Source organism: Stenotrophomonas sp. YJH_SMC_119 (assembly GCF_059368315.1).
Map to the genome: position 1 here is coordinate 13,015 of NZ_JCAFRP010000017.1, position 22,633 is coordinate 35,647.

Sequence of the window (22,633 nt, forward strand, 5' to 3'; positions counted from 1 at the left end):
GCGGGGTGGGTCCGGTTGAGGGGGACGCCGTCAACCCATCCATGGGGGCTTGGTCGCCGCTTGCTCGTGTGCGCTGTCCTGCGCACACGGCAAGACCGGGGTTGGGCGTCCTGCCCAACCCGCCCGAGGCATGCCTCGGGCCCATGCGGCTCACGCCCCCGCACCCGGACCCACCCCGCCTTCGACAGTTTCCTGCGATCTGCCGGCACGGCGTTCTGCTCTGGTGGGTGTCGACCTTGGTCGACACGGTAGATCCCGGCATGCGTGGATGAACGTCGGAATGATCGAAGTACGCTGTTGTAAAGTCGAGCCATGCTCGACTGCTTCTGCCTGGCGATCAGGTGAAGGGGTCAGAGCCCGTTCCCGATGGGAACGGGATCCGACCCCGATTCAGAACAACTGGCCCTGCATCGTGGGCTGTTCGATGCGCACCGGTGCTTCGGCCACCGCTTCCGTACCCAGCCGCCAGGCCAGGCCACCCAATCGGCTGGCGTGGCGTTTCAATGCGGCCTGCAGCACCTCTGCGCTGCCCGCCACATGCAGCACTTGGCGGGCGCGGGTCAGGCCGGTGTAGACCAGTTCGCGCGACAGCACGCGGCTGTCCTGGCGCGGCAGCTGCAGCCACACTTCATCGAACTCCGAGCCCTGCGCCTTGTGCACGGTCATCGCGAAGGCGCTTTCGTGCGCGGGCAGTGCGGCCGGGTGGAAGGCGCGCGGCTGCTCGACCGTGTCGCCGGGGAACCAGGCCACCATCGCGCCACTGCCATCGCGCAGGCAGATGCCGATATCGCCGTTGAACAGGCGGTGCCGGTAGCTGTTCTCGGTGACCAGCAGCAGGCGGCCCTGGAAGTAGCCCGGGGTGTTGCCAGCCAGCAGCTGTTCGATGCGGCTGTTGAGCCCGCGCGCACCCTGCGGGCCTTCGCGCAGCGCGGTCAGCACGCGCAGTCGCCCGGCCTGCTGCAGGGCAAGCACCGGATCGGCGGCGTCGGCCAACGCACGCCAATGGCCCAGCAGGTGCTCGCGCTGGCCGCGCAGTGGATCGGCTTCGCCTTCGTGGAAATGCACGCCGGCCAGTTCACCACTGCGCAGCAGCTGCAGCGCGGTACCGCTGTCGCCCTCGCGCACGGCATGCGCCAGCGGTGCCAGGTCCAGCGCATCGCTCTGCCGGTAACCACGTTGCAGCTGCACGCGGCGGCCGGCGAAGGCGCGCGGCGTGGCCTGCGGCTGCAACGTGGCCGGTGCCAACAGACCCTGCAGTGCCTGCGCATCATCGGCGCGGGTGCCGATGCCATCACCGCTGGCGCGCAGGATCGCGCTGAGCACATCACCGGCTTCGACCGAGGGCAACTGATCGGGGTCGCCAAGCAGGATCAGGCGGGTGCCGCTGGCGATCGCGTCGACCAGCTTGGCCATCATCGGCAGATCGATCATCGAGGCTTCGTCGACCACCACCACGTCCACCGGCAGCGGGTTGTCGGCGTGGTGGCGGAAGCGCGGCGAATCCGGGATCACGCCGAGCAGGCGATGCAGGGTGGTGCCGGTACTGGGCAATGCCGCGCACAGCGCCGGGTCCACGCCGTTCTCCTGCAGGCGCTGCACGGCCAGACGCAGGCTCTCGGCCATGCGCTCGGCGGCGCGTCCGGTAGGCGCGGCCAGCGCCACTTCGGGCAGCGGCTGGCCGGCGTGCCGGGCCTGCGCCGCCAGCAGCAGCAACAGGCGCGCGATGGTGGTGGTCTTGCCGGTGCCGGGGCCGCCAGTCACCAGCGCCAGCGGATGGCGCAGGGTCACGCCGGCGGCACGGGCCTGGTGATCCTCGCTGCCCGATGCCTGCGGGAACAGCTGCGCGAACAACGGTGCCAGCGCTGCCATGTCCGGTGCCGGCAGCGGATGCCGGCCGATGCGCTGCAGCCCGGCGGCCAGCTGCCGTTCGTACTCGCGGTAGCGGCGCAGGTAGAGCAGGCCGTTCTCCAGCACCAGCGGCGCATCCTCGGCGATGGCGTCGGCCTGCTCGGGTATAGCCACCCAAGGCGATGCGCGCAGTTGTGCCAGCCAGTCCTGCGCGGCGGGCCACTCGGGCACCCCTTCCAGCAGGCGCTGCGGCTGCGCCGGATCGAAGCCGGCGTGGCCCTGCGCCACCGCCAGCGAGGCCAGCGCCGCCGCCAGCGCCACGCTCTCCGGCGTGTCGCCGCGCAGCCGCATCAGGCTGGTCGCCAACGCGTGGTCGAGGGTGCGCAGCAGGCCCTTCTGGTGCAGTTCCTTCAGCAGGCTCATGCGCTGGCCCCACGGGCACGTGCGGCCAGTTCGGCCTGGGCCTGTTCGCCACCGGCGAACAACGCATCCAGTGCATCCACCAGCGCCAGCGGGAAGCGGTCCACATGCACACCGTTGCCGGTGCCATCGAGGCCGCGGCAGAACAGGTAGCGGATGCCGCCCATGTCACGCTCGTAGTCGTAGGCCGCGCCCAGGCGGAAGCGCAGCCAGCGATGCAGGGCCACGGTATAGATCAGCGCCTGCAGGTCGTACTCGCTGTGGCGCATGGCGATGGCCAGCAGGTCCTGGCTGTAGCCGGGCAGACGATTGGATTTGTAGTCGAGCACGTACCAGCGCCCGTCGCGCACGTAGGTCAGGTCGATCATGCCGGTCATCAGCCCTTCCAGGCGGCGGCGCTGGCCGAAGCCTCGACGACCACTGGAAACACCGTGGGCATGCAGCACCTGCAGCAGCGCCGGCACCGTGGTCGGCTCGATGGCGAAATGGAAGTCGATTTCCGCGCGACGCTCACCTTCACCCAGGCTGTGCAGCGCGCCGCCTTCGGGCAGCGGCACGGTGAGCGTGTGGCCGACCAGCGGCACCAGCACGGCCACGCCATCGTCCAGGTCGACGTCGGCATAGCCTTCGTCGTGCAGCGCCTTGCGCAGTACATCGGCCTGTCCCTCGGGCGCTTCCCGGCCCGGCTTCCAGTCACCCCAGGCAGCAAAGTCGACGTTCTCCATCGCCTCGTGCAGCACGTTGCCGAAGCGGCTGCCCATGAAGCGCGGGTCGATCGGCGCGCTGTCTTCGACGACGGCGGTGGGTTCGGGCAGCGCCGGTTCCAGCGGCAGCTCCGGGCCGGCCGGTTCATCGGCGGCCGGTGCCGGCAGCTCGGTGGCGGCGGCTTCAATATCACTGCCAGCGCCCGCATCGGCATGCGCCAGCTGGGTGAAGCTGTACACCCACCAGTCATGCGGCACGCGCCGGGTCAGAGCACGCACCGCCGGCAGGTCGCCTTCCACTTCGGCCGCCAGCTGCGGCAGCGCGGCCGGTGCCTCGCTGTCATCAATATGCACATCGGCGTGCGCGCGCAGCGCCTGCAGGTCACCCAGCAGTGGCGCCAGACGCGTCCTGCCGAGCCCGGCCAGATCACCCACGGCGATCCACAGCGCATGCTCGGCGCGGGTCAGTCCCACATAGAGCAGGCGCGCATCCTCGGCACGCTGCTCGCGCTCACGCTGCGCGTTGGCCGCTTCCCAGGCCTCGTCCTTGTCCAGCTTCCAGTGCAGCTGGCGCTGGCCGCCAACGTGCACGGTGCAGTGCGAGGCGGTGTTCGGCGCGCCGCCGTCGATGCCGACGAAGGGCAGGAACACCAGCGGATACTCCAGGCCCTTGCTCTTGTGCAGGGTGATGATCTGCACGCGGCGCGCATCCGACTCCAGGCGCAGGAGCTGCTGCTCGTCATCCTGGTCGGCACTGGCCATTTGCCCCTGCAGCCAGTCCAGCAGGCCATGCATGCCCAGCGCCTGCGCCGAGGCCTCCTGCAGCAGTTCACCCAGCTGCAGGTAATTGGTCAGGCGGCGCTCGCCATCGATCAGCGCCAGCAGGCGTTCACCCTGTGCGGCACAGACATCGGCAATCACTGCGAACGGTCCGCCGCGCTGCCAGCGCTCGCGCCAATGCAGCAGCTGTGCCTGGAACCCGCGTTGCAGGTCACCTTCGCGTTCCATTGCCGCGATCGCGCTGGCCCGCTGGCCAAGCAGCACGGTGGCCAGCGCTGCACGCAGGCGGCCTTCGTCGGCCGGTTGCAGCAGTGCCAGCAGCAGCGCACGAAGATCGCGGGCTTCAGCAGTGGCAAACAGGCTCTGCTTGCCGGCCGCCACCGCGGGAATGCCGACCGCGGCCAGCGCGCGCTGTACCAGGGTGGCCTCGCGATGCGAGCGCACCAGCACCGCGATATCACCGGGCTGCACCGGTCGCCCACGCAACACGGCATTGCCCGCGCGCGCATCGACCAGGATCTGGTGAATCGCGGCCACGCAGGCCTGGGTCGCCGCATCGCGCGAGGCATCGGCGCTCATCGCCTTGTCGCCGCCACTGCGCAGCACGCGCAGGGTGAGTGCCTTGGCGGCCTGGCCGTCGCGCAGGTAGTCCGCATCGCTGCGCACGCCACCGGGCCGCACCCGCTCGAACCGGATGTCGCGTTCGAGGAAGGCGTCTTCGCCACCGTTGTCGTACAGCGCCTGCAACGCGCGCAACACAGACGGTCGCGAGCGGAAGTTCTGGTCCAGCACCGGCGCCTGCTGCGCCACCTGCTTGGCCTTCAGGTAGGTGTGGATGTCGCCACCGCGGAAACCGTAGATCGCCTGCTTGGGGTCGCCGATCAGGAACAGCGCCGGCGCCAGGCCGAGTTCGCGCACCTCCGGCGAATCACCGAACACGGTGTGGAAGATGCCCCACTGGCGATCGTCGGTGTCCTGGAACTCATCGACCAGCGCGATGCGGTACTGCGCACGCAGTTGCCTGACCAGCGTCAGCCGCTGCGGGCCTTCCAGTGCGAGCGCTACGCCATCAATCAGATCGTCGTAGGTCTGTACCCGGCGCGTACGCTTCAGCGCCTGCAGGCGCTGCGTGGCTTCGGCGCGAAGCGTGTGCAGGAAATCCAGCGCGGTGCCACGCAGCCAGGCATCGCGTTCGGCCAGCAGCGCAACATAGCGCGCCAACGGCGCCTGCAATGGCGACGACGGCGTGCGATCAGGGAATTTCTTGTTGGTCTTGTCGGCCAGCACCTCCGGCAGCAGTGCCGGCAGGCGATCGCTGGCCAGCAGCTCGCGCGGGTCGGCGCGCTCGGCCCAGGCCAGCAGCTGCCGGCCCAGCGGGTGCAGCCAGCCCAGCTTGTATGACACGCCGTTGAGCCACTTGTTGTCGACGGCATCGCAGAGGTCGATGAAGAACTGCTCGCCATGCTCGCGCACGCTTGCGGACAGGGCTTCCGCCGCGCTCTGCAATGCCGGGCGTGGATCGGCCAGCGCCGCCGGCCGTGGCAGCGGATGCAGCGGCGGTGTGCCCAGCAGCGCGCGCAGATCGGCGGCCAGCGCGTCGGGGCTCGACCACAGCCAGGTCAGCGGCTCCAGCGTGGCCGGGTCGTTGGCATGCACGCGCCACAGATCGGCCGCGAGCTCCTCCAGCAGTTCAAGGTCGCTGGCCAGCAGTTCCGGCGGATCAAAGGTGTGGCCGCTTTCCAGCGCATGCTCGCGCAGCACGCGGGTACAGAAACCATGAATGGTGAAGATGGACGCCAGGTCGATCTCGTCTGCGGCCACCTGCAGGCGGCGTTTCAGTGCGGCAGCGCTCTCGGTGCCGCACTGCAGATGGCGCTGCAGCACGTCGCGCGTCAATCGTACCTCCGGTGCTTCATCGTCGGCCGCTTCCAGGTCGACCAAGCGCGCGGCCAGCGCCAGGCGCTCGCGGATGCGCTTGCGCAGTTCCTGGGTGGCGGCATCGGTGAAGGTCACCGCCAGGATCTGGCCGATGCGCAGGCCCTGCTCCACCACCAGGCGGGTGAACAACGTGGCCAGGGTGAAGGTCTTGCCGGTGCCGGCGCTGGCTTCGATCAGCCGGATGCCCTCCAGCGACAGCGCCAGATAGGGATCGCGGCTGAGGGATTCGCTGCCGTCTTCGGTGATGGCGGTGTTCATGCGCTGCCCTCCTGGCGTGCTTCGGTGGCGAGAGCGCGGCCTTCGCGCACCGCGCTGAAGACCACCTGGCTGTTGCGCAGCAGGTCGGCGTAGCTGGCCTCGGTAGCGAACGGGTCGGCACCCCGCAGCAGCAGCTGCCAGGCGTCGCTGCTGGATTCACCCCAGCTGCGGTCGCTGCCGTGCCACTGCTTCCAGCCTTCGCTGCGCTGCTTTTCTGCTGGCGCGTTGTACAGCACCCAACCGGTGTACGGGGCAAAGCGCAGCGGCTCGCGCAGGCCACGCTGGCGCAGCTGCAGCAGCGCACGCAGCGCCGCACGTGCAGCGGGAACGCTCAGTGCCGGCAGTACATGCGGGCCGGGACCGGCGTCGCCGCCATCATGGAACTGCACAAGCGGCAGCGCGTCGCCCGCCGCGTTCGCCAGCAGCCAGTCCAGGCCGTGGCGGATCACTGCATTGCCATTGAGCGTGCCGGCACGCAAGCGCACCAGCCCTTCCGGATGCCGATCGGCCACGCGGCCATGCAGGCGCACGCCATCGATGTCCACTTCGTAGCGACGGCTTTCCAGTGGTTCGCCCTGCATCCAGCCCAGCAGCGCACTGGCATACGGGCGTGTCTTCAACTGCTCCACCTCGAACTGACGCTCGCCCAATGGACCCGACGGCAGCAGGCCACGCGCGCGCAGCCGCGGGTACAACGGCTCGGTATCGCCGCTGAGCGTGGCGCGCACTACCGCCGCCTGCACGCTGCGCTTTTCCGGCCCGCGCGAGGACAGCACCAGCGGTTCCAGGTCATCCACCTCCTCGACCTCGTCGGCCAGGCGCAGGCCCAGCGACTGTGCGAGGAACTGCCCGGCCGGGTCGCACAGGAAGCGGCGCAGGGTATCGAGCGCGACCTCCTCTTCCACCGCGTCGTCGAGCGGCGGCGGCAACGGTGCATCGAACCACGGCTGCAGGCCACCGCGCTGGCCGGTGAGGCGACCGGCGGCCGGATGCCACTGGCGGCGATAGCTGAAGCGACGCGGATCGCCATCGCCGAACGCCGCCGGTGAGAACGGCTGCAGGGCGTGGCGCACGGTGAAGTCGCGGACCGCCGCAGGCGGATCGAGGTGATACGCGGCGGCGGCGTCGATCAGTTCGCTGACCAGCACCGACGGCTCGCGCACGCTGCCATCGCGCGGATCGGCGCCGAGATAGCTGAGATAGAACACCTCCTGCGCGGCGGCGAACAGCTGCAGGAACAGGAAGCGGTCATCCTCGCGGGTGGAGCGGTCGCCCGGACGGCGGCGCGGCGTATCCAGCTCGGCGGTGAGCTGGTTGAGACCGGCAGCGGGGTCACGCCGCGGGAAATCGCCATCATTGAGGCCGAGCACGCAGATCACCCGGAACGGCAGCAGGCGCATCGGCACCATGCGGCCGAAACTGATGCCACCGGTCAGCAGCGGTGCGCGCGTATCGGCCTCGCCCAGCGCGCCGGCGAAGTGCGCGCGCACCACCTCTGGCGGCACGCCTTCCTCGAAGCCGGCCTTGGCGGCATCTTCGGCGAACTGGTTGAGCAGCTTGCGCAGGCGCTCCAGCGCGCGCTGGCTGTTGGGGGAACTGGGCGCGGTGGGCAGCAGTGCATCCAGCAGCGACAGCAGGCGTTGCCGCCACTGCGCCGGGGTGAGCAGCTCGCCCAGTCGGCGCTGGTAGATGGCCAGCACGCGCAGCAGGCGCAGCAGCCGGTCCAGCGCGTCCAGCGCACCGCCTTCCAGTTCGATCCACGGCGCCACGCCGGCCAGGTCGGCCTCGCTGCCGGTGGCGTGGCCGAGTACCAGGCGATCCAGCGCGAACTGCCAGGTGTAGGCGTCGTCGGCCGGTGCCTGGTGCTGGTTGCGGTGTTTCGCATCCAGGCCCCAGCGTGCACCGGCCTGTTGCAGCCAGCCATGCAGGCGGTCGAAGTCCACCGCTTCCAGCCCGGCCGCCTCGGCCAGCGGCGCGCTGGCCAGCAGGTCCAGCACTTCGTTCAAGCCAAAGCGCGAGACCGGCAGGCCCAGCAGGTGCACGAACACATCGGCCAACGGCTCGCCGGCCAGCGGACTGCTGTCGGCCAGCGCATACGGAATGTGTTCCTCCTCGCCGCCGCGACCGCCGAACACCGCTTCCAGGTACGGCACATAGGGATCGATGTCCGGTGCCAACACCGCGATCTCGCGCGCCTGCAGCGGCGGGTCGAAGCGCGGGTCCTGCAGCAGGCTGCGCAGCTGGTCGTGCAGCACCTGCAGCTCGCGCAGGCGGGTATGGCAGGCATGCACCTGCAGGCTGGGGTCGTCGCTGCGCAGGCCGTCGCGCAGCTCGCCCGAGGGCAGCGCGCGGCGGTGGAACAGGTCACGCTGCAGGCGATGCAGCAGGCTGTCGGACAGGCCGCCTTCGTCCAGGGTCGGGCGGGTGTCCTCCTCCGGATCGGAATAGGCAGCGATTTCGCCGGCCGGATGCACCACCTCGTAACTGCCCAGCACCGCCATGAAGTCGCGCCCGGCCGCACCCCAGGCTTCCAGCAGGCGGTTCTCGCCGGCCGCTTCGCCGAAGGGGTCCGGTGCGCCGCTGCGCAGGCGCTCGGCCAGCGTCTGCAGGTCACCCCAGTACGACTGCACCGGGGTAGGCATATAGAAATGCAGTTCGCCCACCCGCGCCTGGGTGGCCATCACCCGCAGCACGTCGGGCGAGATGTTGAGCGTTGCGAACGCAGACATGCGCGGTGGCAAGCCCTTCGGCAGCGGTTGGACGGCACCTTCGAAACGGTCCAGGTACTCCTGGATGCGGCGCGCGCGGTAGTCGTGGCCCTGGGTGATGGTGCGCCACAGGATCGCCTGCGGGTCGGCAGGATCGGCACCGGCTGCCCAGCGCAGCAGCCAGTCACGGCGCCACGCCTGGTACTTTTCAAATACCGAGGCCAGCTCGCCGGCCAGCGCCCAGGGTTTCAATGCGTCACCGCCGGCAAGATAGGACTGCAGCGCACGCATCGGTGGCTGCGCCAGCAATGTCGGGTCGCGCAGGGCCTGGTACAGCTTCCAGTGCAGGCCGGCCGCGTCCAGATCGTCCTGCTCGCCGCTGACGTTGGCCTTCAGCGCGCGGGCCACGAACTCGCCCGGGGTGAGGAATTCGAGGTTGGCGGCGACACCGAATTCGGCGGCCAGTGTCGCTTGCAGCCAGCGGCGCATCGCCACCTGCGGGATCAACACCACTTCCGGCGCCAGCAACGGCTGGCCTGGCACCGGCGCACGCACGTTGCGCGCCAGCAGCGCGGCCAGCACGTCCAGCGAGTTGGAATGGTAGAGGCGGAAATCGCTGCCTGGGTCACTCATCATGCACAGTGTGCAGGACGGCAGGCAGTATTCAATGGTCGGCCCATCGACGGTACGGATTGTTCCGGGCTGCCGGCCGATTGTCCCGGCCTGCGCCACGCCCTGCCGTGCAACAATACTGCACCGTCCAGTCTGCTTATGTTCAGCCGGCTGGCCCGATCCTTCGATGTCTAAAAAACGTTAATGGTGCCCATGTCGGCTTCCACCTCCAGTCTGGTGCAGTTGTCCAACGTCCGCATCGACCGGAGCGGACGCACGATCCTGCGTGACGTGTCGCTGCAGGTGCCGCAGGGCAGCATCACCGCCGTGCTCGGCCCCTCCGGCAGCGGCAAGTCGACCCTGCTGGCGGCGCTGACCGGCGAACTGCGACCGGTGGCCGGCGACGTTACCCTGTTCGGCAAGCCGATCCCGCATGACAGCAGCGCGCTGCTGGAGATGCGCAAGAGCGTGGGCGTGCTGCTGCAGGGCAATGGTCTGCTGACCGACCTCACCGTGGCCGAGAACGTCGCCCTGCCGCTGCGTACGCATACCCGCCTGCCGGCCGCCGTGCTGCGCCGGCTGGTGGAGATGAAGCTGCATGCGGTGGGCCTGCTGGCCGCCGCCGACGCCTGGCCGCGCGAGCTGTCCGGCGGCATGGCGCGCCGTGTGGCGCTGGCCCGTGCGCTGGCGCTGGACCCGCCGCTGATGATCTACGACGAGCCGCTGACCGGGCTGGACCCGATCGCCTCCGGGGTGATCATGAGCCTGATCCAGCGCCTCAACCACAGCCTGGGCCTGACCAGCATCATCGTCAGCCACCACGTGCACGAGACCCTGCCGATCTGCGACCAGGTGATCGCCATCGCCAATGGCGGCGTCGTGTTCCAAGGGACGCCCGAGGCACTGCAGTCCAGCCAGGATCCGCTGCTGCGGCAGTTCCTGCATGGCCAGCCGGATGGCCCGATTCCGTTCGATGCCGCGCCACGCGCGAGGGTTGCCTGATGCCGTTCGTCCAAGCCACCCGCTCGCTGGGCCGCGCCGGGCTGTTCTCGCTGACCGTGCTGCGCGGTTCCCTGCCGACCCGTGATTTCCTGGCCGAACTGACCCGCGAGATCTACAAGATCGGCGCGCGCTCGCTGCCGATCATCGCCGTCGGTGGCGCCTTCGTCGGCCTGGTGCTGACCCTGCAGGGCTACCGCACGCTGACCACCTTCGGCGCGGCCGACGCGTTGTCGACCCTGCTTGGCCTGTCGCTGTACCGCGAACTGGCGCCGGTGCTGACCGCGCTGCTGTTCATCGGCCGCGCCGGCAGTTCGATCGCCGCCGAGCTGGGCCTGATGCGCGCCACCGACCAGATCAAGGCGCTGGAGCTGATGGCGATCGACCCGGTGGCCAAGGCCGTGGCGCCACGCTTCTGGGCGGCGGTGCTGACCGTGCCGCTGCTGACCGGCATCTTCTGCTCGCTGGCGATCAGTGCCAGCTACTTCGAGGCCGTGCACGTGCTGGGCCTGGACAATGGCGTGTTCTGGTCGGCGCTGCGCAACAGCGTCGATTTCTGGGATGACTTCGGCGTGGCGATGCTGAAGTCGGCGATCTTCGGCGGCACCGCCGCGCTGGTCGCCGCCTATGTTGGTTTCCATGCCGAGCCGACCATTGAAGGCACGTCGGTGGCGACCACCCGTGCAGTGGTCAACGCTTCGCTGCTGGTGCTGATGTTCAACTTCGTTCTGTCGGCAATGTTGTTCACCTAACCCCTCCACCGGCGGTGCGCAGGCGCGCGCGGCCACCACGACTCGATCAGGTAATCCACATGGCCATCCGCGGTCCCAGACTCGAATTCTCCGTCGGCGCTTTCCTGCTGCTGGCCCTGGCCTCGCTGATGGTGCTGGCCGTGGCCTCGACCAACCAGCGCTGGAGCTGGGGCAGCCAGGGCTACGAGCTGAAGGCGCGCTTCTCCCAGGTCGGCCAGCTGCGCAAGCAGGCGCCGGTGAAGATCGGCGGCGTCACCGTCGGCCAGGTCGCCTCCATCGACCTGGACCCGGTGAAGTTCGAATCGATCGTGACCCTGCGCATGGACAGCAAGGTCAAGGACCTGCCGGCGGACACCTCGGCCGGCATCTTCACCAGTGGTTTGCTCGGCGAGAGCTATATCGGACTGCAGCCGGGCGGTGATCCGGACGTGCTGAAGGCCGGCGACGAAATTGTCTTCACCCAGCCGGCGGTTGACCTGATCCAGCTGGTCGGCAAGTACATGTTCAGTGGCGGCGCCGGTGGCGGCGCTGCTCAGAAGCCCAACGATGGCGCGCAGGCGCCTGCAACGGAACCGCAACCATGAAGATGAAACTGATCCCGGCCCTGCTCGCCTCGGCGCTGCTGGTGGCTACTCCGTTCCTCGCCCAGGCCCAGGCCGCCGCCCCCGCCGCTGCCGCGGCGCAGGGCCAGGCCGGCAAGGTGGTGATCGATGCCAGCACGCGCATCCTCACCACCCTGCAGCAGCGCAGGAGCGAATTCGGCAGCAACCCGGCCAGCCTGCGCAACTACATCGACAGCGAACTGAACCGCACCTTCGACCGCGACTATGCCGCGCGCCTGGTGCTGGGCCCGCACGCCCGTGGTGCCTCGGATGCCGACATCAAGCTGTTCGCCGATGCCATGGCCGACAGCCTCATGCAGCGCTATGGTTCGACCCTGCTCAACATCCAGGGCAAGCCGAGCTTCCGCCTGAAGGGTGAAAGCCCGCTGCCGGGCAACCGCGGCGTGCGCGTGAGCACCGAGCTGGTGCGTGCCGGCAGCGAGCCGACCCCTGTCGAGTACTGGATGCGCAACGTGAACGGCCAGTGGAAGATCTTCGACGTCAACATCGAAGGCATCTCCTACGTGCAGACGTTCCGCAACCAGTTCGACACCCCGCTGCGCCAGAAGGGCATCAAGCAGGTGGCCAGCGAGCTGCACAGCGGCAGCATGCAGGCCGGGCCCGCGGGCAATGGCAAGTAACGCACTGGCGCTGCTGGAAGGCGACACCCTGCGCCTGCGCGGGGTGCTCGACCGCGCTGCGGTGATCGCGCTATGGCCGCAGCTGCAGGCCCTGCCGGCAAAGCTGGCACGGCTGGATCTGGCTGAGGTCGAACGCGTGGACAGCGCCGGCCTGGCCCTGCTGGCCGAGCTGGCGGCACGTGCGCGCAAGGCCGGCCATCCGCTGGTGATCACCGGCGCGCCGGCTGGCTACAACGAACTGAGCGCGGCCTACCGGCTGTCGCCCAACCTGGATTTCAACGCTACTTCTGCTGCGAGCTGACATGAACGTCGTGCGCACTCTCCCCCTGATCGTCCTGGCCACCGCCCTCACCGCCTGTGCCGGCAAGCCCGCGCGCAGCGATGCACCGGCAGCCAGCACCGTGGTCCCGGCCAGTTCTTCCACCTCGCCCGCCGTCGCGGCCACCGATGCCGGCACGGCTGACGCTGCCCTGGTCGCGCCGGTGGCCAATCCGCCGGCTGCTGCCGCATCGTCGCCGGCTGCTCCCACCGACAGCGGCGACGGCAGCGCGGCGAAGACCTCAGCCGCCACCGCGCCCGGTGGCGATGACGACTTCGATGCCCTCTATGGCGGTGCCGGCAACACCACCAACGCAGCGGCCTACGATCCGTGGGAACCGTTCAACCGCAAGGTGCACAAGTTCAACAACGCGGTCGACCGCGGCGTCGCGCGTCCGCTGGCCACCGCCTATACCCACGTGGTGCCGCGCTTCGCCCGCACCGGCGTCAGCAACTTCTTCAGCAACCTGCGCGCGCCGGTGACCATCACCAACCAGCTGCTGCAGGGCCGCGGTGCCGATGCATGGGACAGCCTCGGCCGCTTCCTGATGAACAGCACGCTGGGCATCGGTGGCCTGTTCGATCCGGCCAGCAAGGCGATGGTGCCGCGCCGCAATGAGGACTTCGGCCAGACCCTGGGTGCCTGGGGCTGGCGTCGTTCGCGCTACGTGGAACTGCCGTTCTTCGGCCCGCGTACCGTGCGCGACGTGTTCGGCCTGGCCGGCGACATTCCGCTGTCGCCGATCCGCCGTATCGAAGAGGACAAGGTCCGCATCGGCCTGCAGGGCCTGCAGCTGGTCGATACCCGCGCGCAGCTGCTGGCGATCGACGACCTGCGTGACACTGCCGTGGACGAGTACTCGCTGGTGCGCGATGCATGGATGCAGCGTCGCAACTACCAGATCGAGAACGATCTGCGCAGCAAGCGCGAGCGTGGCCACGACGACGCCAATTCGCCGATCCCGGTCGATGCGATGCCGATGCCGCAGTGGACGCACTGAGTCCTGTCAGCGACGCATGAAAAACCCCGCCTCGGCGGGGTTTTTCTTTGGCGCCGTGGGTGGGGTCGGAGCCCTTTCCCGTGGAAAGGGATCCGACCCCGGCCGATCAGGCAGCCAGCGCGGCTTCGATGGCTTCGCGCAGGCGCGCGTCGTCAGCCGCCACGTCCGGGGCGAAGCGGGCGATGACCTTGCCGTCGCGGCCGACCAGGAACTTCTCGAAGTTCCACAGCACCGCCGGCGCGGCGTGGATCGGAATCTCCTTGCTGGCCAGGCGCTCGCGCAGCGGGCCTTCGCGGATCGACTGCGGCTGCGCAGCGATCAGCTGCTGGTACAGCGGGTGGGTGTCGTCACCGGCCACGCTGATCTTGGAGAACATCGGGAAACTGACATCGTAGGTGAGCTGGCAGAACTGCTGGATCTCCGCTTCGCTGCCCGGCTCCTGGCCGAGAAAGTTGTTGGCCGGGAAGCCCAGCACTTCCAGGCCCTGTGCGTGCTTTTCCGCATACAGCGCCTGCAGGCCTTCGTACTGCGGGGTCAAGCCGCACTTGGAGGCGACGTTGACCAGCAGCAGTGCCTTGCCCTGGTAGTCGGCAAGCGAGGACGGCTGGCCGTCGATGGTGGTGAGGGAAATGTCCTGGATCGAAGTGCTCACGCGGGGGCTCCGGCAACAGCGGGGAATGGCCCACCAGCATAGCGCCGCGCGATGTCGGTCGTGCCGGCCGCTGGCCGGCAATCGTGCGATCGTTCGCAAGGGTTCATGAGGCTGCCGGCCAGCGGCCGGCACTACGATCAGTCCACGCAGATCATGCCCTGCGCCTTGCCCTCATCAATGCGCTGGCGGCAGCCGAAGTTCTGGCGGGCATCGCGCTGGCAGGTGCCGGTGGCGGGGCTGCCAACGGCCACTTCGCCGCCGGCAAGGCACTGGCCCGTGCAGTCGCTCTTGCGGCTGCAGGCCTTGCCGGCATCGGCGTAGGGAATCACGCACTGTTCGCGCTGCAGCCGGCCCAGCCGCTGCAGGGTGCCGCCAGCGGCCTGGCAGTCCACATCGCGCGCTTCGCGGTAGGCCTCGGCCGCTTCGGGGCTGGTGGCTGCGGCAGGTGCCGCCGCCGGATTGGCAGCCGGCGGTGCGCTGCTGCAGGCGACAAGCAGCGCGGTCAGGATGAGACTGGTGCAGAGGCGCAGGCGCATGGCGTTACCTGATCCAGTAGGACAGGCCGCCAGCATACGCATCGACCATGCAGGCGGCGTGTCGACGTAGCTCAGGCTTCGTCGCCGTCGTCGCCTTCGTTGCCTTCGTCCTCGGCCGTGGCATCAGCATCGGCCAGGCCGCCCAGCAGGGATTGCGCCTGCTCTGACGCCAGCGACTCCACGCCGCGCAGGCGCCGCTCGATGGTGCGCGTCTTGCGGCTGGCTTCGCCGATGCTGCGGCCGACCGTGGTGATCTGCTTCTCGGCCTTCTCGAGAATGCCGGCGAACTTGCCGAACTCACTCTTCACCGCACCCAGCAGGCTCCACACCTCGCTGGAACGCTGCTCGATGGCCAGCGTGCGGAAGCCCATCTGCAGGCTGTTGAGCAGCGCGGTGACCGTAGTCGGTCCAGCCACCACCACGCGGTGCTCGCGCTGCAACAGGTCGACCAGGCCCGGGCGCCGGATCACTTCGGCATACAGGCCTTCGGTTGGCAGGAACATCACCGCGAAGTCGGTGGTGTGCGGCGGCGCGATGTACTTGTCGCAGATCGACTTGGCCTGCACGCGCACCGCGCGTTCGAGCTGGATGCCCTGCAGGCGCACGCCCTCGGCGTCACCCTGTTCCTGCGCGTCGAGCAGGCGCTCGTAGTCCTCGCGCGGGAACTTGGAGTCGATCGGCAGCCACACCGGCGTGTCGTCGCTGCTGCGGCCCGGCAGGCGCACCGCGATATCGACCATCTCGCCACTGTCCGGGCGTACCTTCACTGCCCGCGCGTACTGTTCCTGGGTGAGCGTCTGTTCGAGGATGTTCTCCAGCTGTACTTCGCCCCAGCTGCCACGGTTCTTGACGTTGGTCAGCACACGCTTGAGATCGCCAACGCCGGTGGCCAGCTGCTGCATCTCGCCAAGACCGCGCTGCACCTGTTCCAGGCGCTCGGAAACCAGCTTGAAGGAGTTGCCCAGGCGTGTTTCCAGCGTCGACTGCAGCTTTTCGTCCACGGTGTGGCGCATCTGCTCCAGCTTCTGCGCATTGTCGTTCTGCAGCGCGCGCAGCTGCTCTTCCAGCGTGGCGCGCATCTCGGCGATGCGCTGTTCGTTGCGCTGGGTCAGTTCCTGCAGGCGCAGGCCAAGGCTTTCGGTCAGGCGCTGCTGCGACTGCGCACCTTCCTCACGACCCTTGCGCGCATCGTCCACCAGGGTCTGGCGCAGCGCGCCCAGCTGGGTATCGGTCCGCCCGGTGAGTTCCTGCAGCTGCTGGCCGAAGGCGTGGATGCGCGCTTCCTGCTGCTGGCCGAAGGTTTCCAGCTGGCCGCGCAGTTCCTGTAGGCGCTGCCCCATGAGTGCGGCGCCACGCTGCTGGCTCTCCGCCGCCTCGGCACGCGCCTTGCGGGCGTCCTCGCCCAGCGCCTCGCGCAGCAGGTCCAGGCGCTGGTCGGTGCGGGTGGACAGATCGGTCAGCGCGCGGGCAAAGCCATCGAGCTGTTCGCGCAGCTCGCTGCGCCCGGCGCGCGCCTCCTCACGCACCGCCTGTTCGAGGCGGTCGTGCGGCGGGCGGCGCAGCAGGGCGACAAGCTGCAGGATGAGCACGGCCAATAGAAGGCCGCCAATGAGCAGATATTCGGTTTGCATGGGGCAAGTGTAGGCTGGCGGAGTCTCAGCTGCTGCGCCAGAACCATGCTCGCTCTGTACGGAAAGCCCACCTCCATCAACGTGCGCAAGGTGCTGTGGCTGTGCGCGGGGCTGGATCTGCCCCTGCGCCACGAGCCTGCGCCATCCGCGGACCTGCTGGCCGCACTGAATCCGAATCGGCAGGTACCGGTGCTGCGCGATGGCGACTTCGTGCTGTGGGAATCCAACAGCATCTGCCGCTACCTGGCCGACCGCGCCGGCCGTGACGACCTGCTGCCCGCAGCAGCGCAGGCCCGGGCCCGGGTGGAGCAGTGGATGGACTGGCAGTCCAGCGACCTCAACAGCGCCTGGCGCCATGTGTTCATGGCGCGCGTGCGCCAGCATCCGGACTACCCGGACGATGCCCGCGCCGAGGCCAGCCTGGCGCAGTGGAACCGGTTGATGGGGGTGCTTGATGCACAGCTGGCCGCTTCCGACGGCTATGTGGCGGGCGACACCTTTACCCTCGCCGATATCGTGCTGGGGCTGTCGACCCAGCGCTGGCGCAGCACGCCCGGCCACAAGCCCGCGCTGCCACACCTCGCGGCGTGGTTCGAACGCCTGCGCCAGCAGCCCGGTTTTGCCGAACACGTCGACAACGGCGTGGCCTGAGGCAGGGGTCAGATCCCTTTCCCAACGGGAAAGGGATCTGACCCCGAGGACGCGGGAACAACCAGCGTTACCAGCCTTCCAGCACGATCTTGCCCTTGGCGCGGTGACTCTCCAGCAGCGCATGCGCGCGCCGCAGGTTGGCCGCGTCGATGCGCCCGAAATGCTCGCCCAGCGTTGTCTGCAGCACGCCGGCATCGATCAGCTCGGCCACCCGGTTCAGCAGGTCGTGCTGGCGCTGCATGTCCGCGGTCTTGTACAGCGGGCGGGTGAACATCGACTCCCAGTGCAGCGACAGTGCCTTTCGCTTGAGCGCCATCACGTCCACCTGGCCCGGATCGTCGATCAGGCCGAACTGGCCCTGCGGCGCCAGCAGCTCCACGATCTGCGCGTAGTGCTGCTCGGAGTGGGTCAGGCTGGCCACGTGCTGCACCTCGCTGATGCCCAGCCGTGCCAGTCCCTCGGCCAGCGGCAGGCTGTGGTCGATCACGTGGTGTGCGCCCATTGCGTACGCCCAGTCCTGGGTATCCGGACGCGAGGCGGTGCCGATCACGGTCAGCCTGGTCAGCTTCCGCGCCAGCTGCACCAGGATCGAACCGACACCGCCAGCAGCACCGATCACCAGCAGGGTCTGGCCTTCGCCACCGCCCTCGGGGATGCGCAGGCGGTCGAACAGCAGCTCCCAGGCGGTGATTGCAGTCAGTGGCAGCGCGGCGGCGGCGGCATCATCGAGGCTGGCCGGCTTGCGGCCGACGCTGCGCTCGTCCACCAGCTGGTACTCGGCATTGCTGCCCGGGCGGTCGATCACGCCGGCGTAGTAGACCGCGTCGCCAGGCTGGAACAGGGTGACTTCGCTGCCCACCGCGTCGACGATGCCGACCGCATCCCAGCCCAGCACGCGCGGGCCATCGGTGGCCACGCCGCGACGGACCTTGGTGTCGACCGGGTTCACCGCCACCGCGCGTACCGCCACGCGCAGGTCACGCGGGCCGGGCTGCGGCAGCTCCAGTTCGATGTCGATCAGGGCCTGGGCATCATCGATCGGCAGGCCGGCGTGGGTGTAGGCAATGGCGCGCATGGCAGCGGTCCGGTGGGGAAGGAGTGCACAGGTTGCGCCGCGCACGGTCGCTCAGAAAGGCGCAGAATCGGGCAGCACTTTCACTCCGGCAATGAAGATGATCCGCTTCGACGACCTGCAGTTGTTCGTCCGCACGGCCGCACTGGGCAGCTTCTCGCAGGCGGCCCGCGAGGCCGATCTGTTACCCGGCCAGGTCGCTGCTGCCGTGGCGCGGCTGGAACGCGAACTGGACCTGCGCCTGTTCGTGCGCACCACCCGCAGCCTGCGTCTGACCGGCGAGGGCGCGCTGTACCTGCCGTATGCGCAGGAGGTACTGGCTACCCTGCGCGAAGGGCGGGCCCGCGTACAGGGCGAGGACGCCGAACTGCACGGCACGCTGCAGCTGTCGGCACCGTCGGATTTCGGTCGCAACCTGCTGCTGCCGTGGCTGACCGCGTTCCGAGCCGCGCATCCACGGCTGCGCCTGCACCTGCGGCTGTCCGATGAAGTGGCCGACGTGTTCCGCGATCCGGTCGACGTGGCCATCCGCATCGGCCACTTCGACGACGCCAGCTACGTGGCCCTGCCCCTGCTCGAAGGCAACCGTCGTGTGCTCGCGGCTTCGCCCGATTACCTGCAGCGACGGGGCACGCCGGTGCGCCTGGACGAACTGCGCGAGCACGATTGCCTGGTCTACCAGCTCAGTGGCCGCGCCTACGATCGCTGGTCGTTCGAGGTCGAAGGGCGCCGCACCGTGATCCCGGTGCGCGGCCCGCTGGTCTGCGACGACGCCGACGTGGTGCGGCGCTGGGCGGTGGCCGGCGAAGGCATCACCTACAAATCCTGGCTGGACCTGCGCGAAGACGTGCTGGCCGGACGCCTGCAGCTGCTGCTCGACGGCGTCGGCAGCCACATTCCGCTGCAGCTGGTGTGCCCGCACCGCAAGCAGTTCTCGCCGGCGGTGCGGCAGCTGCATGCGCAGCTGCGCCAGCACCTGCAACCGCTGCTGTCTGGCATGCCCGATGGACTCCCCCACCCCCTGTCGCCCACCCCGGTGCTGGCCGACAATGGCAGCCCCCCGTAAGAGAGAACACCGCCATGCCGTGGATGGGCATCCAGGACCTGTGGACGTTTCTGGTCGCTGTGCTGGTGTTTCTCGCCCTGCCCGGCCCCGGCACCTTCACCCTGCTGACCGCCACCGGCCGTGGCGGCGTGCGCGGCGGCTACACCGCACTGGCCGGCCTGCTGGTCGGTGACCAGATCCTGATGTGGCTGGCGCTGGCCGGTGTCGCCGCACTGCTGAAGGCCAACCCCTTGGTCTTCCACGCTGTGCAGTACCTGGGTGCGGCCTACCTGGTATGGGTGGGCATCAGCCTGCTGCGCACGCCGAAGCACGAGGGCGGTGACGCCGGCCCGATCCGCATGCAGCCGGGCCGCTACTTCCAGCAGGCGATCCTGGTCAGCCTGCTCAACCCGAAGGCGATCCTGTTCTACATGGCCTTCCTGCCGCTGTTCATCGATCCGAAGGCGCACCAGGGCATCGCCACCTTCGCGGCCCTGGCCGGCATCATCCTGGTGGTCAGCATCGCCTACTGCTCGATGCTGATCGGTGTGGGCAACCTGGCCCGCCGCCGGTTGATCCAGCATCCGCGCATCAGCGATGCGCTGCGCCGGGTGGCCGGCCTGTTCCTTGTCGGGTTCGGCATCCGGTTGGGGTTGAACGGATGAAGGCCTGGCTGGCAACCGCGGTCGCACTACTGCTCGCCGGCACCGCCTCTGGCACCACCGTGCAGGACCATCGCTGCCTGAGCGGCGGTCGCAATGACAGCATCCACCTGGAATGGCGCTGGCTGAAAGACGGCCGGGCCGATGTGCGCTACGCCGGGCAGCGCGAGCGCCTGCCCCTGCACCGGATCTCGATGGAGACCACGGTGCTGGCCGAAGATCGCCCGTACCAGTTCGACAGCGTCTGGGAAGAACGCATCGACGGACGCCTCAACGGCCGCTACCTGCTGAGCACGCAGGGTGCCCTGGTGCTGGATCTGCGTTACGAACGCGCCCGCGATGGCCGCAGCACCACCTTCCACGACGACCCCGAAGCCTGGCAGGAAGACGGCTGCCGCTGGCCCGGCAGGGTGGCTGAGTGAGCACCATCGACGACGACACCCTGCTGGAGCGCAGCTGGGAGTATCGGGAGGAGACGCTGTACCGGCGGTTGTTCGGCGATACCGGACCGGGGATCTACCCCCTCGACATGGATCTGCTGCGCAACGTCTTCAAGCAGGAGCAGATCGACCCGCGCTGGCTGCATGTCGGCGTCAATGCGTGCCCTCCGCACGGTGATCGACGGCACTGGATCTATGTCAGCACCGGCCTGTCCAACCCCTGGGAAGGGCGGCACGAAGATGGAGATTCGGGGTGGGGCATCGAACTGATGCTTGAGACGCAGGATGAAGCGACGTGGGCGCTGACCACCTTGCGCTGGTTCACCGCGTACCACCTGCTGCTGTGCCACTCACGCATGCCCGGCAATCCGTTGGCGCCATGGGACCGGCTGAAGCTGGGGGGGCCGGTGGATCACGCAGGGAGCATGCTGCAGGCGGCCGTCTTCGTGCCGTCATTGCACTTTCCGGGACCCCAGCAACTGCCATCGGGACGATTCGACTTCCTGCAGCTGCTGCCGTTGACCCTGGACGAGCACGCGTTCGGCCGCGCGCATGGCTTCGAAGTGCTGGTGGCCCAGTTGAGAACCCAAGGTGCGGCGCCGGTGATCGATCCGCAGCGGGTCAGCATCGATCTGGCCCCTGCTCTCGTACTTCAATCGCCTCCGGGCTCGCCTTGAGGGATCGAATCATTTCGAACCCTGCCAGCATTTGTGCCGATTCCGGCAGCGTGGCCGGGGTGCAGCGCGCGCCCCGCCATGCATGACCCCCGTCAGTGGTAATGCTGCGCTGCGTTCGGTCACACTCGGGAACTTGTCGTTCTTAGTCACCCCTTCCGAGGCCTGCATGTCCCTGTTCCGGCGCAAGTCCCTAGATTCCGTCACCGTCCACGAAGCCGGCAGGCGTCTGATCCCGACGCTCAGCTGGCCGCACCTGATCGCGTTGGGTATTGGCGCCATCGTCGGTACCGGCATCTACACGCTGATCGGCGTCGGTGCCAACCTGGCCGGCCCGGCCGTGCTGATCTCCTTCGCCATCGCCGGTGCGGTCTGCGCCTGCGCGGCGCTGTCCTACGCCGAGCTGTCGACGATGATGCCGGCCGCCGGCAGTGCCTACACCTACAGCTACAGTGCGCTGGGCGAGGTGTTTGCCTGGGTGGTGGGCTGGAGTCTGATCCTGGAGTACTCGCTGGTGGTGAGTACGGTGGCGGTGGGCTGGTCCGGCTACTTCGTCGGCTTCCTCGAATGGGTCCACACCCAGTTCGGCTGGAACGTGCACCTGCCGGCCTGGCTGGCGGCCGGCCCGCACGTGGAAGGCGGCATGATCAACCTGCCGGCGATCATCATCACCTGGCTGGTGGCCGGCATGCTGATGGCCGGCACCAAGGAAAGCGCCACCCTCAACGCCGTCCTGGTGGTGTTCAAGCTGATCGCGCTGGCCATCTTCGTGGCCGTGGCCCTGCCCGCCTTCGACAGCGCCAACCTGCAGCCGTTCATGCCGTATGGCTTCGCCAAGTCGATGGGCCCTGACGGCGTTGAGCACGGCGTGATGGCGGCCGCGGCGATCATCTTCTTCGCCTTCTACGGCTTCGATGCGATCTCCACCGCCGCCGAGGAAACCAAGAACCCGGGCCGCGACCTGTCGATCGGCATCATCGGTTCGATGATCGGCTGCACCATCGTCTACGTGCTGGTGGCGCTGGCCGCCGTGGGTGCGATGAGCTACGCCGTGTTCGGCCACAGCGCCGAGCCGCTGGCGCTGATCATGCGCCAGCTGGGCCATCCGACCGCGGCGATGGTGATCGGCGTGATCGCGATCATCGCCCTGCCGACCGTGCTGCTGGCCTTCCTGTACGGCCAGAGCCGCATCTTCTTCGTGATGAGCCGTGATGGCCTGCTGCCGCGTGGCCTGTCCAAGGTCAACGCGCGCACCGGCACGCCGGTGGCGACCACGCTGTTCACCGCAGTGGTGGTGTCGGCGCTGGCCGGTGTGGCGCGCCTGGACGAGATTGCCGCGCTGGCCAACGCCGGTACCCTGGCCGCGTTCACCGCCGTCGGCATCTGCCTGGTGGTGCTGCGCCTGCGCGAGCCGAACCGCGAGCGCACGTTCCGCACGCCGCTGGCCTTCGTGGTCGGCCCGCTGGCCGCGCTGGGCTGCATCTACCTGTTCCTCAGCCTGCCGCACACCACCCAGCTGTATTTCCTGCTGTGGAACGTGGCCGGCCTGGTGCTGTACTTCCTGTACAGCCGTCGCCACGCGCTGATCGCGAAATAACCGGATCGCCGGTAGTGCCGGCCGCTGGCCGGCACCTCGCATCCTGTTGATACAGGCAATGCCGGCCGCTGGCCGGCACTACCGCAGGGCGG

At 68.7% G+C, this 22,633-nt stretch carries 19 protein-coding genes; 12 read left to right on the forward strand and 7 right to left on the reverse strand.

Annotation, left to right across the window (positions count from 1 at the left end; all coding sequences use genetic code 11):
• Positions 1-390: 390 nt before the first annotated feature.
• Genes recD through recC form a run of 3 tightly spaced genes read right to left on the reverse strand, consistent with a single transcriptional unit; the run spans position 391 to position 9,292 of the window.
• Positions 391-2,271: an exodeoxyribonuclease V subunit alpha gene (gene recD / locus AC5P6S_RS19010; RefSeq protein ID WP_012481672.1), complete on the reverse strand. Its 1,881-nt coding sequence runs from the start codon at positions 2,269-2,271 to the stop codon at positions 391-393.
• On the reverse strand, positions 2,268-5,948 hold the full coding sequence (gene recB / locus AC5P6S_RS19015) for an exodeoxyribonuclease V subunit beta (protein WP_414498577.1): 3,681 nt from the start codon (positions 5,946-5,948) through the stop codon (positions 2,268-2,270). Before recB ends, recD begins: the two co-directional genes overlap by 4 nt.
• Positions 5,945-9,292 carry an exodeoxyribonuclease V subunit gamma gene (gene recC, locus AC5P6S_RS19020; protein ID WP_414498578.1) on the reverse strand — a complete coding sequence of 1,116 codons (3,348 nt, stop codon included), beginning with the start codon at positions 9,290-9,292 and terminating at the stop codon, positions 5,945-5,947. Before recC ends, recB begins: the two co-directional genes overlap by 4 nt.
• Positions 9,293-9,481: 189 nt before the next feature.
• Here recC and AC5P6S_RS19025 point away from each other — a divergent pair, with 189 nt between their 5' ends.
• From AC5P6S_RS19025 to AC5P6S_RS19050, 6 genes are read left to right on the forward strand one after another with little or no spacing between them, the layout of a single operon-like run.
• On the forward strand, positions 9,482-10,270 hold the full coding sequence (locus AC5P6S_RS19025; protein WP_005411704.1) for an ABC transporter ATP-binding protein: 789 nt from the start codon (positions 9,482-9,484) through the stop codon (positions 10,268-10,270).
• Positions 10,270-11,019: an MlaE family lipid ABC transporter permease subunit gene (locus tag AC5P6S_RS19030; RefSeq protein ID WP_005414955.1), complete on the forward strand. Its 750-nt coding sequence runs from the start codon at positions 10,270-10,272 to the stop codon at positions 11,017-11,019. The genes AC5P6S_RS19025 and AC5P6S_RS19030 overlap by 1 nt, the downstream gene beginning before the upstream one ends.
• A 59-nt stretch (positions 11,020-11,078) precedes the next feature.
• Positions 11,079-11,603, forward strand: a complete 525-nt coding sequence (gene mlaD, locus AC5P6S_RS19035) for an outer membrane lipid asymmetry maintenance protein MlaD (protein ID WP_005411706.1) — start codon at positions 11,079-11,081, stop codon at positions 11,601-11,603.
• Positions 11,600-12,262, forward strand: coding sequence for an MlaC/ttg2D family ABC transporter substrate-binding protein (locus AC5P6S_RS19040; protein WP_049417748.1), 663 nt, complete (start codon positions 11,600-11,602; stop codon positions 12,260-12,262). The genes mlaD and AC5P6S_RS19040 overlap by 4 nt, the downstream gene beginning before the upstream one ends.
• Positions 12,252-12,563 carry an STAS domain-containing protein gene (locus AC5P6S_RS19045; RefSeq protein WP_005414956.1) on the forward strand — a complete coding sequence of 104 codons (312 nt, stop codon included), beginning with the start codon at positions 12,252-12,254 and terminating at the stop codon, positions 12,561-12,563. The genes AC5P6S_RS19040 and AC5P6S_RS19045 overlap by 11 nt, the downstream gene beginning before the upstream one ends.
• A gap of 1 nt (position 12,564) precedes the next feature.
• Positions 12,565-13,581, forward strand: coding sequence for an MlaA family lipoprotein (locus tag AC5P6S_RS19050; protein WP_043035321.1), 1,017 nt, complete (start codon positions 12,565-12,567; stop codon positions 13,579-13,581).
• A gap of 106 nt (positions 13,582-13,687) precedes the next feature.
• Here the strand turns inward: AC5P6S_RS19050 and AC5P6S_RS19055 are convergent, their stop codons facing one another.
• The 3 genes from AC5P6S_RS19055 to AC5P6S_RS19065 form a co-directional block, all read right to left on the reverse strand.
• Positions 13,688-14,233, reverse strand: coding sequence for a glutathione peroxidase (locus AC5P6S_RS19055; protein ID WP_495204723.1), 546 nt, complete (start codon positions 14,231-14,233; stop codon positions 13,688-13,690).
• 137 nt (positions 14,234-14,370) lie between these two features.
• Entirely contained in the window at positions 14,371-14,769 is a 399-nt protein-coding gene (locus tag AC5P6S_RS19060) for a hypothetical protein (RefSeq protein WP_005411711.1), read from the reverse strand.
• Between the two features lie 71 nt (positions 14,770-14,840).
• Positions 14,841-16,400: a DNA recombination protein RmuC gene (locus AC5P6S_RS19065; protein ID WP_005411712.1), complete on the reverse strand. Its 1,560-nt coding sequence runs from the start codon at positions 16,398-16,400 to the stop codon at positions 14,841-14,843.
• A gap of 45 nt (positions 16,401-16,445) precedes the next feature.
• Here AC5P6S_RS19065 and AC5P6S_RS19070 point away from each other — a divergent pair, with 45 nt between their 5' ends.
• Positions 16,446-17,051 (forward strand): glutathione S-transferase family protein, encoded by a 606-nt coding sequence (locus AC5P6S_RS19070; protein ID WP_012481678.1) that lies wholly within the window; start codon positions 16,446-16,448, stop codon positions 17,049-17,051.
• 67 nt (positions 17,052-17,118) lie between these two features.
• Here the strand turns inward: AC5P6S_RS19070 and AC5P6S_RS19075 are convergent, their stop codons facing one another.
• Complete coding sequence (locus AC5P6S_RS19075; protein WP_012481679.1) at positions 17,119-18,126, reverse strand: zinc-binding alcohol dehydrogenase family protein; 1,008 nt, start codon at positions 18,124-18,126, stop codon at positions 17,119-17,121.
• Positions 18,127-18,217: 91 nt separating this feature from the next.
• Between AC5P6S_RS19075 and AC5P6S_RS19080 the strand changes: the two genes are divergently transcribed.
• The 5 genes from AC5P6S_RS19080 to AC5P6S_RS19100 all read left to right on the forward strand — a co-directional run bounded on the left by AC5P6S_RS19080 (position 18,218) and on the right by AC5P6S_RS19100 (position 22,541).
• Positions 18,218-19,189 carry a LysR family transcriptional regulator gene (locus AC5P6S_RS19080; protein ID WP_049395268.1) on the forward strand — a complete coding sequence of 324 codons (972 nt, stop codon included), beginning with the start codon at positions 18,218-18,220 and terminating at the stop codon, positions 19,187-19,189.
• A 14-nt stretch (positions 19,190-19,203) separates the two neighbouring features.
• A complete protein-coding gene (leuE, locus tag AC5P6S_RS19085) occupies positions 19,204-19,833 on the forward strand; it encodes a leucine efflux protein LeuE (RefSeq protein ID WP_005411716.1) in 630 nt (209 codons plus the stop codon).
• Entirely contained in the window at positions 19,830-20,252 is a 423-nt protein-coding gene (locus tag AC5P6S_RS19090; protein WP_005411717.1) for a hypothetical protein, read from the forward strand. The genes leuE and AC5P6S_RS19090 overlap by 4 nt, the downstream gene beginning before the upstream one ends.
• Positions 20,249-20,947 (forward strand): suppressor of fused domain protein, encoded by a 699-nt coding sequence (locus AC5P6S_RS19095; RefSeq protein ID WP_005411718.1) that lies wholly within the window; start codon positions 20,249-20,251, stop codon positions 20,945-20,947. The genes AC5P6S_RS19090 and AC5P6S_RS19095 overlap by 4 nt, the downstream gene beginning before the upstream one ends.
• Positions 20,948-21,113: 166 nt before the next feature.
• Positions 21,114-22,541, forward strand: a complete 1,428-nt coding sequence (locus AC5P6S_RS19100) for an amino acid permease (RefSeq protein ID WP_012481681.1) — start codon at positions 21,114-21,116, stop codon at positions 22,539-22,541.
• The last annotated feature ends 92 nt before the right edge of the window (positions 22,542-22,633 follow it).